Origin of the sequence: Paracoccus sp. M683, assembly GCF_007096355.1 — a bacterium.
Lineage (GTDB): Bacteria > Pseudomonadota > Alphaproteobacteria > Rhodobacterales > Rhodobacteraceae > Paracoccus.
The window spans coordinates 153172-168916 of the sequence record NZ_VKDF01000001.1 but is presented as its reverse complement, the minus strand read 5'-3'; the positions used below and the strand labels follow the sequence as shown (position 1 = coordinate 168916).

The window sequence follows — 15745 nt, the reverse complement described above, 5'->3', positions numbered from 1 at the left end:
TTGGGTTGTTGATCTGATCCCCACATTCACCCCTGACGGAGCACGCCATGGCCAAGGACAAGAAGAAAACCGATAAGGAAAAGCTCGGCAAGAAGGTGCAGAAGTCCGACAAGGTGAAGAAGGTCAAGGCCGAGATGGCCGAGATCAAGACAGCGGCGGCGCGTCACGTCTCGCCGCTGGCACCGGCCCATTTCCCTGATCTTCCGGTCATCGAGGGGGTCGAGTTCGCCAGCGCCTCGGCCGGGATCAAATATCAGGGTCGAACCGATGTGACGCTGATACGGATCGCGCCGGGATCGTCGATCGCCGGGGTGTTCACGCGCTCGGCCACGCGGGCGGCCAGTGTGCTGGACTGCCAGGCCAAACTGCTGCGCCCGCAAAAGACGCAGCGCGGGGCGGCGATCATCGTCAATTCCGGCAATGCCAATGCCTTCACCGGCGCGCTTGGCCAGCGCGCGGTGGATGACGTGACCGGCGCGGTCGCGGAGAAGCTGGGCGTCCCGCAGGAGCGGGTGTTTTCCTCGTCCACCGGCGTGATCGGCGAGCCGCTGCCGGCCAACCGGATCACCGCCGTCATCGACCAGCTTGCCGCCGGCCTGGATCCGGCGGGCGTGGCAGGTGCTGCCCATGCGATCATGACCACCGATACCTTTCCCAAGGGTGCCTCGGCCGAGATCGAGGGCGAGGGCGGGCCGATTCGCATTGCCGGCATAGCCAAGGGATCCGGCATGATCGCGCCGGACATGGCGACGATGCTGGTCTATATCTTCACCGATGCCGCGATCGAGCCGGAACTGCTGCAAAAGATGCTGTCGGCGCGTGTCGATGGCACGTTCAACGCGATCACGGTGGACAGCGATACCTCGACCTCGGATGCGCTGATTCTGGCGGCGACCGGGCGCTCGGCCGCCAAGCCGATCGCCCGCGCGGCCTCGGATGCCGGGCGCGCCTTTGCACAGGCGCTGGATGCGGTAATGCTGGATCTGGCCAAGCAGGTGGTGCGCGACGGCGAGGGGGCGACGAAATTCGTCGAGGTGCAGGTGACGGGCGCGGCCTCGCGCGCCGATGCCCGCAAGGTTGCCAGCGCCATCGCCAATTCGCCGCTGGTCAAGACCGCCATTGCTGGCGAGGATGCCAATTGGGGCCGCATCGTCATGGCCGTGGGCAAGTCGGGCGCACGGGCGGACCGCGACAAGCTGACCATCCGTTTCGGTGATATGGTGCTGGCCCGTGATGGCTGGCGCGACCCGGATTACGACGAGACCAAGGCCAGCATCTATATGAAGCGTCAGGAACTGATCGTCGCCGTGGATCTGGGGCTGGGCGAGGCGTCGCAGACCATGTGGACCTGCGATCTGACCCACCGATATATCGACATCAACGCCGATTACCGGTCGTGAAGATCGTTCTGGTCGCCGCCGTTCTGCTGATCGACCCTGACGGGCGGGTGCTTCTGGCGCAGCGCCCGCAGGGCAAGTCGCTGGCCGGCCTGTGGGAGTTTCCCGGCGGCAAGGTCGAGACGGGCGAAACCCCCGAGGCCGCGCTGATCCGCGAGTTGCATGAGGAATTGGGGATCGAGACCTGGCAATCCTGTCTGGCGCCCATGGCTTTCGCCAGCCACAGCTATGACGATTTCCACCTGCTGATGCCGCTGTTCGCATGCCGCAAGTGGGATGGCATCGTCCAGCCGCGCGAAGGGCAGGGGCTGGCCTGGGTTCGCGCCGAAAAGCTGGCCGACTATCCGATGCCGCCCGCCGACATCCCGCTGATCCCCCAGATCCGTATGTGGCTTTAATGCAACACTAAACCGGAACCTGCCGAAAAAGTTAACTTGGCACGATTCTGGTACGGATTGTTCATTCCTGTTTAACGAGAGTCACGGCACTGTGCTCATACCTTGAATTGAACAAGATGGTATGGACATGATTCGCACGATCACGATCGGTAGCTGTATTTCAGTCCAGGGATTGTTTGAGCGTAAGGACGCCAACGGCATGATCGCCGTTCGCGTCGGCGACAAACTTTATGTCGGCAAGCCGGTCTGACACCGGCTGACATAAATCCTTGAGTTTTACACGTTTTAAAATCTGAAAGGGCGCCGGGGAGGGCGCCCTTTCTGCTTTTCGGGAAGGCGAGACGCCAGCTTTACAGCTGACGCTCGACCTCTTCGCGTTCAAAGATCTCGATGACGTCGCCCACGCGGATGTCGTCATAATTTTCAAAGGCCATGCCGCATTCCTGACCGGATTGCACTTCCTTGACCTCGTCCTTGAAGCGCTTCAGCGTTTTCAGCGTGCCTTCGTGGATCACAACGTTGTCGCGCAGCAGGCGAACACCGGCCGAGCGGCGGGCAACGCCTTCGGTGACCAGACAGCCCGCGACCTTGCCAACGCCGGTGACCTTGAAGACTTCGCGGATCTCGGCATAGCCGATGAAGTTTTCGCGGACCTCGGCCGACAGCAGGCCCGATGCGGCGGCTTTGATGTCGTCCACCAGATCATAGATGATCGAGTAATAGCGGATCTCGACCCCCTTCTGGTTGGCGGCATTGCGCGCAGGTGCATTGGCACGAACGTTGAAGCCGATGACGGGGGCCTGGCTGGCCTCGGCCAGACCGATATCGGATTCGGTGATTGCGCCGACGCCGTAATGCAGCACGCGCACGCGTACCTCGTCATTGCCGACCTTTTCCAGCGCCTGAACGATCGCCTCGGCCGAGCCCTGCACGTCGGCCTTCACCACCACGGGCAGTTCGGCAACGGTTTCATCGGCCTTGGCCTTGGCCAGCATCTGATCCAGCGTCACCGCCGCACCAGCCGCCGCACGTTTGTCCTTGGCTGCCTGGATGCGGTAATCCGCGATCTCGCGGGCCTGCGCCTCGGTTTCGACCACGTTCAGCACGTCGCCGGCCTCGGGCGTGCCATTCAGGCCCAGAACCTCGACCGGGACCGAGGGGCCGGCTTCGTCGACGCGGTCGCCCTTGTCGTTGATCAGCGCGCGAACCTTGCCCCACTGTTCGCCGACGACAAAGATGTCGCCGCGCTTCAGCGTGCCGTTCTGAACCAGGACGGTGGCGACGGGGCCACGGCCAACATCCAGCTGCGCCTCGATCACGGCGCCTTGGGCGGCGCGATTCGGGTTGGCCTTCAGTTCCAGAATCTCGGCTTGCAGCGCGATGGCTTCCAGCAGCTGATCCAGACCCTGACCGGTCTTGGCCGAAACCTCCACATCCTGCACTTCGCCGGACATCGCCTCGACCACGACCTCGTGCTGCAACAGGTCGGTGCGAACCTTTTGCGGATTCGCATCGGGCTTGTCGACCTTGTTGATCGCCACGATCATCGGCACCTTGGCGGCCTTGGCGTGGTTGATCGCCTCGACCGTCTGCGGCATGACCGCGTCATCGGCGGCCACGACCAGCACGACGATATCGGTCACGTTCGCGCCGCGCGCGCGCATCGAGGTAAAGGCCGCGTGGCCCGGCGTATCGAGGAAGGTCAGCAACGCCCCGCTTTCGGTTTTCACCTGATAGGCACCGATATGCTGGGTGATGCCGCCGGCCTCGCCCGACACGACATTCGCGTGACGGATCGCGTCCAGAAGGCTGGTCTTGCCGTGGTCGACATGGCCCATGATGGTGATGATCGGCGGGCGCGATTCCAGGTCTTCCGACTTGTCCTCGACCGTGTGGATCACCTGTTCCACGTCCGAATCGCTGACGCGAACGGCGTGGTGGCCGAATTCCTCGATCACCAGTTCGGCGGTGTCGGCGTCGATGGCCTGATTGGCCGAAACCATCATGCCCATCTGCATCAGCGACTTGACCACATCCGAGGCGCGTTCGGCCATGCGGTTGGCCAGTTCCTGCACCACGATGGTTTCCGGCAGCTGAACGTCGCGCACCTGCTTTTCGGCGCGGGCCGACATGCCCATCGCCTTTTGCTTGGCACGTTCCTGCTTGCGCTTCATCGCGGCCAGCGACCGCTGACGGCCGCCTTCGCCACCAGCCAGCGCGTCGTTCAGCGTCAGCTTGCCGCCGCGGCGGTTGTCACGCTCGGTGCGGCCACGGCTGTCAGCGGCGCGATCGGCGCCGCGATCGGACCGGTCGCGGTCCGATTTGCGCGGCCCGCTGGCCGAGACACCCTTCGCCTCGGCGCGTGCGGCGACGGCCTCGACCGAGGCCTGGTCGGCAGGTGCCGGCTTTTCCGGGGTGGCGGGTTTGCGCACCTCGGCCTTCTTCTGCTTGCGCAGTTCGGCCTCTTCGGCGCGGCGGGCGTCTTCCTGTTCCTTGGCCTTCAGCGCCTCTTCGCGCTCGCGGTCCTCGCGTTCCTTGGCCTCGGCTTCGGCACGGCGGCGTTCGCGTTCTTCCTCGCGGGCCTTTTCCTCGGCGGCGCGGGCGGCAGCTTCCTCGACCTCGCGCGCCTTGGCGGCGGCAAGGGCCTTCAGGCGGCGCTCCATCTCGGCATCGGAAATGCCGGCGGGGCGCTTGGAGGCGCTGGCAGCCGCACGGGCCACGGCCTGAGAGGTCGCGGTACTGGTATCCGTTGCAGGTGCGCCGGGCTTGGGCACCACGACGCGCTTGCGCTTGGTTTCGACAACCACGCTTTTGGTGCGGCCATGGCTGAAGCTCTGCTTCACCTGACCCGAACGCCCGCCACCAAGGCCCAATGGCTTCTTACCGTCTTTATCGCTCATCTCGCGTCCAAATCCTTTCCGGCGGCGGATCCGCCGTCATGCTCGCGCAGGCCGGTCAGCCTGCCCGCATCCTTGATAATCCTGTCGGTCAGCCCACCTGGCGCAAGCGCGCCGTGTATGACATGTTCACGACCGAAGGACAAACCCAATTCTGACGCCGTCAGGCAGCCGAACCAGCGGCCTCCCTCGGGTGTCCACAGCTTTCCCTTGCCGCGCTCCGAGCCGTCGCTGGCTTGCAGCAGAACCTTGACCCGTCCGGCGGCCAAAGCACCTTTGACCTTTTCGAACCCGGCAATTGCATCGCCTGCCTTGCGCGACAGCGACACCAGTTCCACCACGCGCCGCGCCAGGCCATCTTCGACCTGGTCGGCCAGATCTTCGGGAGCCTTGACCGGGGCCTTAAGCCCGCGGGCAAACAGCCCCTTTCGGACGGCCTTGTCGATCTCGGCCCGACTGGCCGTGACCCAGATCCCGCGACCCGGCAGCTTCTCGGCCAGATCCGGCACGACCACACCGTCCGGTCCCGCGACAAAGCGGACCAGACCCCGTTTTGGCTGAACCTCGCCGGTGACGACGCAGCGCCGTTCGCTTGGCGCGTCGCGGTCCTTGTCCCGGCCCCCGCGGCTCATCGTTCAGGAACCCGAGGCGTTAAGCCCCGGCCTCCGCGCTGGTTTCGCCTTCGGTCTCGGGTTCTTCCTTCGGTTCCAGTTCGGTGGGGTCAACCCAGCCCAGCATGACGCGGGCAGTCATGATCATGGTTTGCGCTTCTTCAAGCGACACGTCAAAGGGTTCAAGCAAGCCATCATCCTTGACGCGCTGTCCGTCAACCGTCGTCCAGCCGCCGGCCAGTTCCCAATCGGCACAGGTGGCAAAGTCTTCCAGCGTCTTGACGCCGTCCTTGGCCAGTGCCTCGACCATCTGGGGAGTCAGCCCCTCGAATTCAATAAGGCTGTCTTCGGCACCAAGCGCGCGGGCATTTTCCAGCGCGGCGCGGTTCGCGGCCTCCAGCACGTCGCGGGCGCGGGCCTGCAATTCGTCGGCCGTATCTTCGTCCACGCCCTCTATCGACAGCAGCTCGTCCTGATCGACGTAAGCCACCTCTTCCAGATTGGTAAAGCCCTCGGCAACCAGAAGCTGAGCGAAGAATTCGTCCAGGTCCAGCTTGTTCATGAACAGCTGGGTGCGTTCGTTGAACTCGGCCTGACGGCGCTTGGATTCCTCTTCCTCGGTCAGGATGTCGATATCCAGGCCGGTCAGCTGGCTGGCCAGACGCACGTTCTGGCCGCGACGACCGATGGCCAGCGACAGCTGTTCATCCGGCACGACGACCTCGATGCTGGTCGAATCTTCGTCAAAGACGACCTTGGTGACCTCGGCCGGTTGCAGCGCGTTCACCAGGAAGGTGGCCTGATCGTCATTCCACGGAATGATGTCGATCTTTTCGCCCTGCAATTCGCCGACAACGGCCTGCACGCGGCTGCCGCGCATACCGACGCAGGCACCCACGGGGTCGATCGAGTTGTCATAGGAAATCACGGCGATCTTGGCGCGGCTGCCGGGATCGCGGGCAACGGCCTTGATGTCGATCACGCCGTCATAGATTTCCGGCACTTCCATCTTGAACAGCTCGGCCATGAACTGCGGATCGGTGCGCGACAGGAAGATCTGCGGGCCACGGGCCTCGCGGCGCACATCCTTGACATAGGCCCGGATGCGGTCGTTCGGGCGATAGCTTTCGCGGCCGATCTTTTCGTTGCGGCGCAGGATCGCTTCGCCACGGCCCACATCGACGATGATGTTGCCATATTCCTCGCGCTTCACCACACCATTGATGATCGTGCCGGCGCGGTCCTTGAATTCTTCGTATTGGCGGTCACGCTCGGCCTCGCGGACGCGCTGCAAAATGACCTGCTTGGCAGATTGCGCGGCGATGCGGCCCAGTTCGACCGGGGGCACCTGTTCCTGAAACACGTCGCCAACCAGGGGCAGGCCGGCGAATTCCTCGACCTTTTCGCCTTCGCGGGTCCAGAAGCTGGCCGGATCACGCGATTTTTCGAAATAGGGCTTCGCCTGCTGCGGCGTGAACTGCGCCTGGTAATTCTCGACTTCTTCCTCGTCCACGACGGTGCGGACGCGGGTGAAGGTGGCATTGCCGGTCTTGCGGTCGATCTTGACGCGGATGTCCATCTCGGCGCCGTAACGCGACTTGGCGGCGCGCGCGAGGCTGTCTTCCATCGCCTCGATGACCAGCTCGGGCTCGATCATCTTTTCGCGGGCGACGGCCTCGGCGGTTTGCAGCAGTTCAAGCTGGTTGGCAGAGGTGATTGCCATCACTTACTCCTTCACTGAGCCGGCGTCGTCCTCGGCGCCGTCTTCGGTTTCTTCGGTTTCGATCTCGTCAAAATGGGTCTCGTCGAGATTGTCGATCTCGATGCCCGCATCTTTCTTCTGGCGCAGCATTTCCCGAATCAGATCATCGGTCAGCAGCAGCTTGGCATCGCTCAGCAGGTCAAAGTTCAGCCCGATGGTCTGTTCCTCGCCGGCTTCCTCGATGTTGACCAGAACCTCGTCGCCCTCGACCCCGGCCAGCACGCCCTTGAACCGCTTGCGCCCGTCGATGGGCAGATTCGTTTCCAGCTTGACCTCATAGCCCTCGAAGGTCGCGAAATCCTTCAGCCGGGTCAGCGGGCGGTCGATACCGGGGCTGCTGACCTCAAGGTTGTAATTGTCCTCGATCGGGTCCTCGACATCCAGCGTCGCGCTGACCGCGACCGAGATATCGGCGCAATCATCGACATTGATGCCGCCTTCGGGGCGGTCGGCCATGATCTGCAAGGTGGCGGTCTTGCCGCCCTGCAAGCGCAGGCGGACCAGTTCAAAGCCCAGATCCTCGATCACCGGGATCAGAATCTCGGCCAGGCGCCGGTCGATGGCGGTCTTGGCGATCAGGTCGTTCGACTTGGTCAGGTCACTGGACATGGGTGTCCCCAGAAATGAAAAACGGGCCATCAGCGGGCCCGGTCGTCTTGGTCGGTGGGGCAGGTTTTGGAAGCCTGCACCGCTGTTAACGGGCTATATAGGCCTGTACTACGGCAATTGCAAGCGGCGCGTTACCACCTAGGCGGTGCCGGGTTGGCGCAGGCTGTCCATGACGCGAACCAGCTCGGTCGCGATCGGGGGTTCGGACAGGGCGTGGCCGGCAGCGCCGACGATCCGCAATTCGCACCGGTCCCATCCTTCCGCCAGTCGCCAGGCGCTTTGTGGCGGGCAGACCATGTCATAGCGCCCCTGGACGATCACTGCCGGCAGATGTTCGATCAGATGGCGGTCGCGCAGCAACTGGCCCTCGTCCAGAAAGCAGCCATTGACGAAATAGTGGTTTTCCAGCCGGGCGAAGGCGCGGGCATAGTCCACCGGCGCAGAGGTCGAGGCCGACGCGCTAAGTCCGGCCAGCGCGTTTTCCCAGATCAGCCAGGGCATTGCGTAACGAGCCTGGCGGGCGGGGTCGTCATCAAACAGCCGGCGGTGATAGGCGGCGATCATGTCGCCCTGTTCGCTTGGCGGAATGACCTCGCAGAACCGCGCCCAGAGATCGGGGAAGAACCGGCCCGCCCCGCCACCATAAAACCAGTCAAGCTCGGTCCGCATGCCCAGGAACACGCCGCGCAGCGCCAGCGCGGTCACCCGGTCGGGATGGGCCTGTGCATAGGCCAGCGCCAGGGTGGCGCCCCAGCTGCCGCCGAACAGCGCCCATTGGTCGATTCGCAGCAGGTCGCGAATCGCCTCGATGTCAGTCAGCAGATGTGCGGTCGTGTTGGCATGCACGCTGGCCGAAGGGCGCGACCGGCCACAGCCCCGCTGATCGAACAGCACCACCCGATAATGTCCGGGGTCGAAAAAGCGGCGCATGAACGGGCTGCACCCGCCGCCCGGCCCGCCATGCAGCACCAGCACGGGCTGCCCTTCGGGGTTGCCGCATTGCTCGACATAGATGTGATGGCCATCGTCGCGGTCGATCATGCGCTGGTCAAATGGGCGCGCATCGGGGTAAAGCCTCCCCGCCGTCGCGCCGATTTGTCCTGCCAATCTGTCCATATGCGCAGTATAGATCGCCCGCGAGCGACCCGCCAGCCGAAGGAGCCGTGATGAGTGACGACAGCATGACCATACCGGGCGCCCATGCCCAGGGCAGCAGCGTTGATGCCGCCGAACTGGCGAAATTCGAGGCGATGGCAGCCGAGTGGTGGGACCCGAACGGCAAGTTCAAGCCGCTGCATATGCTGAACCCGACGCGGCTGGACTATGTCGTCAGCCGCATCGCCGCGCAGTTCGGCCGCGATCCGCGTGCGCCTCGGCCGTTCGAGGGGCTGCGCCTTCTGGATATCGGCTGTGGCGGTGGTTTGCTGTCGGAACCCATGGCGCGATTGGGCGCCGATATCGTGGGTGCCGACGCGGTGGAACGCAATATAGCGGTGGCCAGTCTGCATGCGGAACAGCAGGGTCTGAAGATCGACTATCGCGCGACAACGGCCGAGGCGCTGGCCGAGGCGGGTGAGCAGTTCGATGCTGTGCTGGCGCTGGAGATCGTGGAACATGTAGCCGATCCGGCCGCATTCGTGGCCACTTGCGCGGCGCTGGCCCGGCCCGAAGGGGCGCTGATCATCTCGACCCTGAACCGCACGCCGAAAAGCTTTGCCGCGGCGATCATCGGCGCAGAATGGATCATGCGCTGGCTTCCAAAGGGCACGCATGAATGGCACCGCTTTATCACGCCCGAAGAACTGGCGGCGATGATGTCGGCGGCGGGCATGCCGGCGCTGGATCGGCGCGGCATGGTCTTTAACCCGATTCGTTGGGATTGGAGCCTGTCTGACCGTGACCTGTCGGTGAACTATATCATGACGGGCGCCAGACAGGCCGGATAGGCAGCTTGCGGTTCAGCCGTTCGGGTCGCCTTCCAGCCGCAGGCGCAATTCGCGCAGCACAGGCAGGGTGGCGCGCACACGCTCGGGTCCGATGTCGCGGACGACATCGGCGATCAGCGGCATGAAGGCGGCAATGGCGGCGTCCCGCGCCGCGCGCCCTGCCGGGCTGATCGCGACCAGCTTGCGCCGCGCATCGTCCCAATCGGGGCGGATATGGACATGGCCAGCCCATTCCAGCCGCGACAATGTGTTTGTCATCGCGCCGCGCGTGACGTGGAAAGCCGCTGCCAGTTCGGCGGGGGTGCGTTCCTCGTTCATATGGGCCAGCAGGTTCAGAACCGAAAAATGCGAAATCTGCATGCCGCGCGGCAATGCCTTGCTGATCAGGTTGCGCGACAGCTGGTCAGCGATCAGCACCTCGGCGAACAGGCTTGCGGCCAGACGGTCGGGCGCCCGGTCGTTCTGCTCGGTGGTTGGTGCGGATGCGGTTGTCTGCGAATCGGAAGGGGGCACGGCGATCTTGGCGTTCGGGGTCAAAACGGGATGGGCGACCGTGCCCCGCGGATGCCCTTCAGGTCAAGCGTGGTGATGAATGGACCTTGCGTTCCGCCCTGCGACATGGCGTCGAACGCTGCCCACCATGCATGTCCCGCCGATTCGGATGTTTGCCTGATGTGGCGCTGGTTGCCGCCGCCGGCAGGGCCGCATGGTGGCAGGCGAGGACTGGCCCCGAACTGAAGGTCGGCGCAAGCGCCGCGCCGGTGCCAGGCCCGCAGCGACAGCCGGCATCGAATCCGCGGCTGATCTTTCCGTCAACTGGTCCGGCAATGCAGCCTTGTATCCGAAATATGGCGGTTTGCGGACGCAACCAGATCCGCCTGCCGCCAAGGCCGTCAGCTGTCAGCGGTCAGAGGCAGCGTCAGCCTCGGTCGCCAGCAGCGCGTCCAGCCTGCCGGCCCGTTCCAGCGCCTGAAGATCGTCATTGCCGCCGATCGGCAGCCCGTTGATGAAAATCTGCGGCACGGTTCGGCGGCCCTCGGCCCGCTGGGTCATCGCGGCGCGCAATTCGGGCTGGTTCGATACGTCGATCTCGTCAAAGCTGACCTGCTTTTCACGCAGCAAGGCCTTGGCCCTTTGGCAAAAGGGGCAGGTAGGGGTGGTGTAGATTTCGACATGTGCCATTGCGGGACCGTTCCATTCACAAGTTTCCCCCTATCTAATGCGCCTTCACCGCCCGCGCCACCACCGCGACCGAAATCGGACCCGAGCCGGCTGCCCGCAATGCCTCGGCCGCCTGGGCCAGGGTGGCGCCTGATGTCATCACGTCATCGACCAGCAGGACGGCCCGCCCCTCGATCCGTGCCGCATGGCGGCGGCTGACGGTGATGCTGCCGGCCACATTGGCAAAGCGGTCGGACACGCCCTTGTGATCCTGACCTTCGGTATGGCGCGTGCGGTGCAGCAATTCGGGCCGGTGCTTCAGGTCGAAGGCCTGCGCGACATGGGCCGAAAGCAGCTCCGACTGGTTGTATTTCCGGCGCAGCAGGCGCCAGGGGTGAACGGGCACCGGCACCACGACCATGCCCGGCCTGATCAGGGGGCGCGCCGCCCGCGCCAGCCAGTCGCCAAGCGCAGGCGCCAGATCGGGTCGATCCGCGTGTTTCAGCGCCAGAACCAGCTGCCGGCCGGTCCCGGAATAGACCAGCGCCGCCCGGCCATGCCGCCAGGGTCGCGCCATGACCATGCAATCGTCACAGATCATCTGTGCATCGACCGGCCGGTCGCCCGCTGCCTCGCCATCGGCGGGCAGGGGCGCGCCGCAGCGGCCACAGGCGGGGCCGGTGATGAAATGCGCATCGGCCCAGCAGGATCCGCACAACCCACCCTCGGCCGAGACGGGATCGCTGCATGACAGGCATTGCGGCGGATAAAGGATGCGCAATGCGCCTTTCAACATCCCGCTTAGGCCCTTATGTTGCATCGTCATGCATGCCCTTTCCCATCCTGACCGACCGGCATTGACCGACCGCACCGCCCTGGCCCGAAACCGGGATCGCGCGAACCGCGCCGGCATGGCCGATTTCCTGCATCGAATCGCTGTCGATGAGGTCAAGGATAGGGTCGGTGAGGTTAACAGAACCTTTCGTGACATGGCGATTGTCACGGGCCATCCGCAGCTTTGGCAGCAGGCCTTTCCGCAGGCGGCGATCATCGCCGATACGCCGGCGCTGGATCTGCCCCCGCCGGGCAGTCTGGACCTGGTCATTCACGCCATGGCACTGCATTGGGCCGACGATCCGGTCGGCCAGATCATCCAATGCGCGCGCGCTCTGCGTCCCGATGGGCTTTTCATCGCCGTCTGCCCCGGAAACCAGACCCTGTCCGAGGCGCGACAGGCCCTGGCCGAGGCCGAGGCCGAGGTTGCCGGCGGTCTGTCGCCGCGCATCCTGCCGATGGGCGAGGTGCGCGACATGGGCGCGCTTCTGGCGCGTGCCGGGCTGGCTTTGCCGGTCGCCGATCTGGTCAGCCAGCGTGCCAGCTATCGCGATCTGATCCATCTTGGCCATGACCTGCGCGCCATGGGCGAGGGTAACGCGATGGCCTCGCGCCTTCGCCGCCCGACGCGCCGCGAGGTCTTGGGCCGTGCCGCCGCGATTTATGCGCAGCGTTTCCCCGACCGTGATGATCCCTCTCGTATCCGCGCGACCTTTGATCTGGTGTTTTTGACCGGTTGGGCGCCTTCGGATAACCAACAGAAACCCCTGCGTCCCGGCAGCGCCAAGATGCCGCTGGCCGACGCGCTGAAACAGATAAGAGACAGCGAATGACGTCAGCACATGCGCCAGCCGACCATCCCGCGATAAAGCCGGGCAAAACCGGCATCCTGATTGCCAATCTGGGCACGCCGGACGGCTATGACTATTGGTCGATGCGCCGCTATCTGAACGAGTTCCTGTCGGACCGTCGGGTGATCGATTATCCCGCCTGGAAGTGGCAGCCGCTGTTGCAGGGGATCATCCTGACCAAGCGGCCCTTCACCTCGGGCGCGAATTACAAGCTGATCTGGAACGAAGAGCGGAACGAAAGCCCGCTGATGACCATCACCCGCGACCAGACCGAGGCCCTGCGTGCCCGCGCCGCCGCCGAATGGGGCGATCAGGTGATGGTCGAGTTCTGCATGCGTTACGGCAACCCCTCGACCCGCGAGGTGCTGGACCGGATGATTGCGGCGGGCTGTCGGCGGATCGTGTTCCTGCCGCTTTATCCGCAATATGCGGGGGCCACTTCGGCCACGGCCAATGATCAGTTGTTCCGGGCGCTGATGGAACAGAAATGGCAGCCTTCGGTGCGCACCTGCGATCCCTATTTCGACCGGCCCGATTACATCGCCGCGCTGGCGGATTCGGTTCGGCGCGTGCTGGGCGATCGCAAGCCGGGGCGGCTTGTGGCCAGCTATCACGGGATGCCGAAACGCTATTTGACCGAGGGTGATCCCTATCATTGCCAGTGCCAGAAGACCTCTCGCCTGTTGCAGCAGGCGCTTGGCTGGCAGGACGGGATCATCGACACCACCTTTCAGTCGGTCTTCGGCACCGAGGAATGGCTGCGCCCCTATACGGTTCAGCATGTCGCCCATCTGGCGCAGCAGGGTGTGGGTGATATCGCCGTCATCTCGCCCGCCTTCGCCGCCGATTGCATCGAGACGCTGGAAGAGATCAATGGCGAGATCCGCGAAAGTTATGAACATGCCGGCGGGAAGGATTTCACCTATATCCCCTGTCTCAATGCTGATGCCGCCCATATCGAGGTGATGATGGGCATTATCCGCGACAATATCGGCGGCTGGGTCAGCCCGGCTTAGGGTGGCGAAGCCGGGGGTTTCACACCCCCGGACCCCCGTGGGATATTTCGGCACGGATGATAGGGTGATGTCGGGTCAGACCGGCATCGCCGTTGTGTATTTCGTTTGCCGCAGGACGAAATTGGTGACCGTGCCGCGCACGATGCCCAGGGCCAGCATCCGGCGCATGATGAAATGTTCCAGCCCCTCGGGATCGGCTGCCACGATCTTCAGCAGATAGTCCGAGGTGCCGGTGATTGTCGCGCATTCGATGATCTGGGCCTCGTCCTGCACGAAGCGGTCAAAGGCGGCCAGCGAAACCTCGCGGTGATCCAGAAGCGAGACCTGGACATAGGCCATGGCATGCATTCCGGCCTTGGCGGGCGGAACGATGGCCACCTGTCGGGTGATATAGCCCTCGTCCATCAGGCGTTTTACCCGCCGCCAGGCTGGTGAGGCCGACAGGCCGGCATGCTCGGCCAGCGTCTGGTTCGACAACGTGGCATCGCGTTGCAGCAGGCGCAGAAGGCGGCGGTCGGCATCATCGAGATCGGGCAAATTTATCCTCTGATCTGGCCTGTTTGGGAATATTTATTCCAGATTTTGCGCCATAACCTGCCAATCGGCAAGAAATTTCACCCGTATCAGGTAGAATATAGGCAAGGAGGATCCGCCATGCCCAAATCGACCGAATATGAGGCCAAGACGCCCGATGAGCGGGGCTTCATCGCCTATACCGCCGACGAGGATGCCGTCTGGCATGACCTGATTACCCGCCAGTTGCCTGCCGTGGGCGAACATATGGCGCAGCCCTATCTCAGGGGGTTGCAGCTGTTGGACATGCCGGTCGACCGCGTGCCGCAATGCCCCGATATTTCGGCGCGTCTGGGGGCTTTGACCGGTTGGCAGGTCGAGCCGGTGCCGGCGCTGATCGGTTTCGGAAAGTTTTTTGGCATGCTGGCCGATCGGACCTTTCCCGCCGCCAGCTTTATCCGCAAGCGCAAGCATTTCGATTATATCGAAGAGCCGGATATCTTTCATGAGATCTTTGGCCATACGCCGCTGTTGACCGACCCCGCATTCGCGGCCTTTTCGCAGGCCATCGGTCAGGCCGGAACCCGCTGTGACAAGGCGGATTACAGCTGGCTGATCCGGCTTTACTGGTTCAGCATCGAATTCGGCCTGACGCGCGAGGAGGGGCGGCTGAAGGCGCTTGGCTCGGGGCTGGCAAGTTCCGTCACGGAACTGCCCTGGTCGCTGTCAGAGGGGCCAGAGCATCGGCCCTTTGACGTGATCGACATTCTGCGCACGCCCTATCGGATCGACATTCATCAGCCGGTCTATTTCGTGATCGACGATCTGTCGGACTTGTTCGCGGCGGCAAAACGCGATCTGCTGGCCGATATCCGAGAGGCGCGGGGCCTTGGGCTGCATGCGCCGAAATATCCGCCCAGGGACGCGGCATGAAGGAGGCAAGGATGAGCAGCAGCGATCTTTTCAGCAATGAGTGCGAACCCTGTAAGGGCGGCGTGGCGCCGCTGGCCGCTGAAGCGGTCGGCGTGCTGATGGCGCAGCTTGAGGATTGGGTGCTGTCGGATGACGGCACGACTATCCGCCGGCGGTTTGCGTTCAAGGGCTTTCTGAAATCGGTCGAGATGGCGAACCTGGCTGCCTGGCTGGGCAACAAGCAGGGGCACCATCCCGATATCAGCTTTGGCTGGGGTTATTGCGAGGTCGCCTTTACCACGCATGAGGCCGGCGGGCTGACCCGGAACGATTTCATCTGCGCCGCCAAGCTGGACACGCTGGTTGCCTGAGGCGGCCGATCAGCCCTTGCCCTTGAAGGCGACCAGTGCCGGGCCAAGCTTTTCGGTCATTGCAGCGTAAAGCAGCTGCAAGGCGTTCAGCGGGCGGATCATCACTTCGAAGTCGACGATCCTGCCGTCCGCGTCAAAGCGGATCATGTCGATTCCCTTCAGCGATTTGTCACCGACGCGGGCGCTGAATTCCAGCACCACGCTGTGCCCGTCGTCACCGGCAAATTCGCGGTGATAGCTGAAATCCTCAAAGACGGTCAGGACGGTTTGCAGGGCAAGGGCAAGCGCAGGGGCCGATTCAAACCCGCGCAGCACGGTGGGCGAGCGGAACACCGCGTCAGGGGCGGTGATCTCGGCCAGTCGCGAAAGGTCGCGCGTGGCGATCATCTGGTGCCACAGCCGCAGTGACGCAAGAACGGCGGGGTTCAGGGGCAGGTCGGTTTTCAGCATCGGTGTTCCTTCGGTAT

Annotated in this window: 18 protein-coding genes; 8 read left to right on the top strand and 10 right to left on the bottom strand. The window is 63.8% G+C overall.

Features of this window, described 5'->3' with window-relative positions; translation table 11 throughout:
- Positions 1-47 precede the first annotated feature (47 nt).
- The 3 genes from argJ to FNJ84_RS22290 all read left to right on the top strand — a co-directional run bounded on the left by argJ (position 48) and on the right by FNJ84_RS22290 (position 2045).
- On the top strand, positions 48-1400 hold the full coding sequence (gene argJ / locus FNJ84_RS00755; RefSeq protein ID WP_143791007.1) for a bifunctional glutamate N-acetyltransferase/amino-acid acetyltransferase ArgJ: 1353 nt from the start codon (positions 48-50) through the stop codon (positions 1398-1400).
- Positions 1397-1795 carry a (deoxy)nucleoside triphosphate pyrophosphohydrolase gene (locus FNJ84_RS00750; protein WP_143791006.1) on the top strand — a complete coding sequence of 133 codons (399 nt, stop codon included), beginning with the start codon at positions 1397-1399 and terminating at the stop codon, positions 1793-1795. The genes argJ and FNJ84_RS00750 overlap by 4 nt, the downstream gene beginning before the upstream one ends.
- A gap of 127 nt (positions 1796-1922) precedes the next feature.
- A complete protein-coding gene (locus tag FNJ84_RS22290; RefSeq protein ID WP_255470992.1) occupies positions 1923-2045 on the top strand; it encodes a hypothetical protein in 123 nt (40 codons plus the stop codon).
- A 100-nt stretch (positions 2046-2145) separates the two neighbouring features.
- Here FNJ84_RS22290 and infB read toward each other — a convergent pair whose 3' ends face one another.
- The 5 genes from infB to pip all read right to left on the bottom strand — a co-directional run bounded on the left by infB (position 2146) and on the right by pip (position 8790).
- Positions 2146-4695 carry a translation initiation factor IF-2 gene (gene infB, locus FNJ84_RS00745; RefSeq protein WP_143791005.1) on the bottom strand — a complete coding sequence of 850 codons (2550 nt, stop codon included), beginning with the start codon at positions 4693-4695 and terminating at the stop codon, positions 2146-2148.
- A complete protein-coding gene (locus FNJ84_RS00740; protein WP_143791004.1) occupies positions 4692-5324 on the bottom strand; it encodes an RNA-binding protein in 633 nt (210 codons plus the stop codon). The genes infB and FNJ84_RS00740 overlap by 4 nt, the downstream gene beginning before the upstream one ends.
- Before the next feature lie 19 nt (positions 5325-5343).
- Complete coding sequence (gene nusA, locus FNJ84_RS00735; protein ID WP_143791003.1) at positions 5344-7026, bottom strand: transcription termination factor NusA; 1683 nt, start codon at positions 7024-7026, stop codon at positions 5344-5346.
- A 3-nt stretch (positions 7027-7029) separates the two neighbouring features.
- Positions 7030-7704 carry a ribosome maturation factor RimP gene (rimP, locus tag FNJ84_RS00730; RefSeq protein ID WP_255470991.1) on the bottom strand — a complete coding sequence of 225 codons (675 nt, stop codon included), beginning with the start codon at positions 7702-7704 and terminating at the stop codon, positions 7030-7032.
- A 108-nt stretch (positions 7705-7812) separates the two neighbouring features.
- Positions 7813-8790 (bottom strand): prolyl aminopeptidase, encoded by a 978-nt coding sequence (gene pip / locus FNJ84_RS00725; protein WP_143791002.1) that lies wholly within the window; start codon positions 8788-8790, stop codon positions 7813-7815.
- Between the two features lie 50 nt (positions 8791-8840).
- Here pip and ubiG point away from each other — a divergent pair, with 50 nt between their 5' ends.
- Positions 8841-9620, top strand: a complete 780-nt coding sequence (gene ubiG / locus FNJ84_RS00720; protein ID WP_255470990.1) for a bifunctional 2-polyprenyl-6-hydroxyphenol methylase/3-demethylubiquinol 3-O-methyltransferase UbiG — start codon at positions 8841-8843, stop codon at positions 9618-9620.
- A gap of 12 nt (positions 9621-9632) precedes the next feature.
- Here ubiG and FNJ84_RS00715 read toward each other — a convergent pair whose 3' ends face one another.
- The 3 genes from FNJ84_RS00715 to FNJ84_RS00705 form a co-directional block, all read right to left on the bottom strand.
- Positions 9633-10061: a MarR family winged helix-turn-helix transcriptional regulator gene (locus FNJ84_RS00715; RefSeq protein ID WP_143791459.1), complete on the bottom strand. Its 429-nt coding sequence runs from the start codon at positions 10059-10061 to the stop codon at positions 9633-9635.
- Between the two features lie 459 nt (positions 10062-10520).
- Complete coding sequence (gene grxC, locus FNJ84_RS00710) at positions 10521-10802, bottom strand: glutaredoxin 3 (protein WP_143791001.1); 282 nt, start codon at positions 10800-10802, stop codon at positions 10521-10523.
- Between the two features lie 34 nt (positions 10803-10836).
- Complete coding sequence (locus tag FNJ84_RS00705) at positions 10837-11607, bottom strand: double zinc ribbon domain-containing protein (protein ID WP_255470989.1); 771 nt, start codon at positions 11605-11607, stop codon at positions 10837-10839.
- Between FNJ84_RS00705 and FNJ84_RS00700 the strand changes: the two genes are divergently transcribed.
- On the top strand, positions 11606-12448 hold the full coding sequence (locus FNJ84_RS00700; RefSeq protein WP_143791000.1) for a methyltransferase domain-containing protein: 843 nt from the start codon (positions 11606-11608) through the stop codon (positions 12446-12448). The two genes, FNJ84_RS00705 and FNJ84_RS00700, sit on opposite strands and share 2 nt — an antisense overlap.
- Positions 12445-13482, top strand: coding sequence for a ferrochelatase (gene hemH / locus FNJ84_RS00695; RefSeq protein WP_143790999.1), 1038 nt, complete (start codon positions 12445-12447; stop codon positions 13480-13482). Before FNJ84_RS00700 ends, hemH begins: the two co-directional genes overlap by 4 nt.
- A 75-nt stretch (positions 13483-13557) precedes the next feature.
- Here hemH and FNJ84_RS00690 read toward each other — a convergent pair whose 3' ends face one another.
- Positions 13558-14019, bottom strand: a complete 462-nt coding sequence (locus tag FNJ84_RS00690; protein WP_143790998.1) for an Lrp/AsnC family transcriptional regulator — start codon at positions 14017-14019, stop codon at positions 13558-13560.
- 117 nt (positions 14020-14136) lie between these two features.
- Between FNJ84_RS00690 and FNJ84_RS00685 the strand changes: the two genes are divergently transcribed.
- Together FNJ84_RS00685 and FNJ84_RS00680 are read left to right on the top strand one after the other, a co-directional pair.
- Positions 14137-14928 (top strand): phenylalanine 4-monooxygenase, encoded by a 792-nt coding sequence (locus FNJ84_RS00685; protein WP_221931903.1) that lies wholly within the window; start codon positions 14137-14139, stop codon positions 14926-14928.
- Between the two features lie 11 nt (positions 14929-14939).
- Complete coding sequence (locus FNJ84_RS00680) at positions 14940-15278, top strand: 4a-hydroxytetrahydrobiopterin dehydratase (protein WP_143790996.1); 339 nt, start codon at positions 14940-14942, stop codon at positions 15276-15278.
- Between the two features lie 9 nt (positions 15279-15287).
- Here FNJ84_RS00680 and FNJ84_RS00675 read toward each other — a convergent pair whose 3' ends face one another.
- Positions 15288-15728, bottom strand: coding sequence for a nuclear transport factor 2 family protein (locus FNJ84_RS00675; RefSeq protein ID WP_143790995.1), 441 nt, complete (start codon positions 15726-15728; stop codon positions 15288-15290).
- Positions 15729-15745 lie beyond the last annotated feature (17 nt).

Excerpts from the sequence above, each read along its gene's own strand:
- argJ (WP_143791007.1), top strand. The coding sequence starts at position 48 with ATGGCCAAGGACAAGAAGAAAACCGATAAGGAAAAGCTCGGCAAGAAG.
- FNJ84_RS22290 (WP_255470992.1), top strand. The coding sequence starts at position 1,923 with ATGATTCGCACGATCACGATCGGTAGCTGTATTTCAGTCCAGGGATTG.
- infB (WP_143791005.1), bottom strand. The coding sequence starts at position 4,695 with ATGAGCGATAAAGACGGTAAGAAGCCATTGGGCCTTGGTGGCGGGCGT.
- FNJ84_RS00740 (WP_143791004.1), bottom strand. The coding sequence starts at position 5,324 with ATGAGCCGCGGGGGCCGGGACAAGGACCGCGACGCGCCAAGCGAACGG.
- nusA (WP_143791003.1), bottom strand. The coding sequence starts at position 7,026 with ATGGCAATCACCTCTGCCAACCAGCTTGAACTGCTGCAAACCGCCGAG.
- rimP (WP_255470991.1), bottom strand. The coding sequence starts at position 7,704 with ATGGCCCGTTTTTCATTTCTGGGGACACCCATGTCCAGTGACCTGACC.
- pip (WP_143791002.1), bottom strand. The coding sequence starts at position 8,790 with ATGGACAGATTGGCAGGACAAATCGGCGCGACGGCGGGGAGGCTTTAC.
- ubiG (WP_255470990.1), top strand. The coding sequence starts at position 8,841 with ATGAGTGACGACAGCATGACCATACCGGGCGCCCATGCCCAGGGCAGC.
- grxC (WP_143791001.1), bottom strand. The coding sequence starts at position 10,802 with ATGGCACATGTCGAAATCTACACCACCCCTACCTGCCCCTTTTGCCAA.
- FNJ84_RS00700 (WP_143791000.1), top strand. The coding sequence starts at position 11,606 with ATGCATGCCCTTTCCCATCCTGACCGACCGGCATTGACCGACCGCACC.
- FNJ84_RS00705 (WP_255470989.1), bottom strand. The coding sequence starts at position 11,607 with ATGACGATGCAACATAAGGGCCTAAGCGGGATGTTGAAAGGCGCATTG.
- hemH (WP_143790999.1), top strand. The coding sequence starts at position 12,445 with ATGACGTCAGCACATGCGCCAGCCGACCATCCCGCGATAAAGCCGGGC.
- FNJ84_RS00685 (WP_221931903.1), top strand. The coding sequence starts at position 14,137 with ATGCCCAAATCGACCGAATATGAGGCCAAGACGCCCGATGAGCGGGGC.
- FNJ84_RS00680 (WP_143790996.1), top strand. The coding sequence starts at position 14,940 with ATGAGCAGCAGCGATCTTTTCAGCAATGAGTGCGAACCCTGTAAGGGC.
- FNJ84_RS00675 (WP_143790995.1), bottom strand. The coding sequence starts at position 15,728 with ATGCTGAAAACCGACCTGCCCCTGAACCCCGCCGTTCTTGCGTCACTG.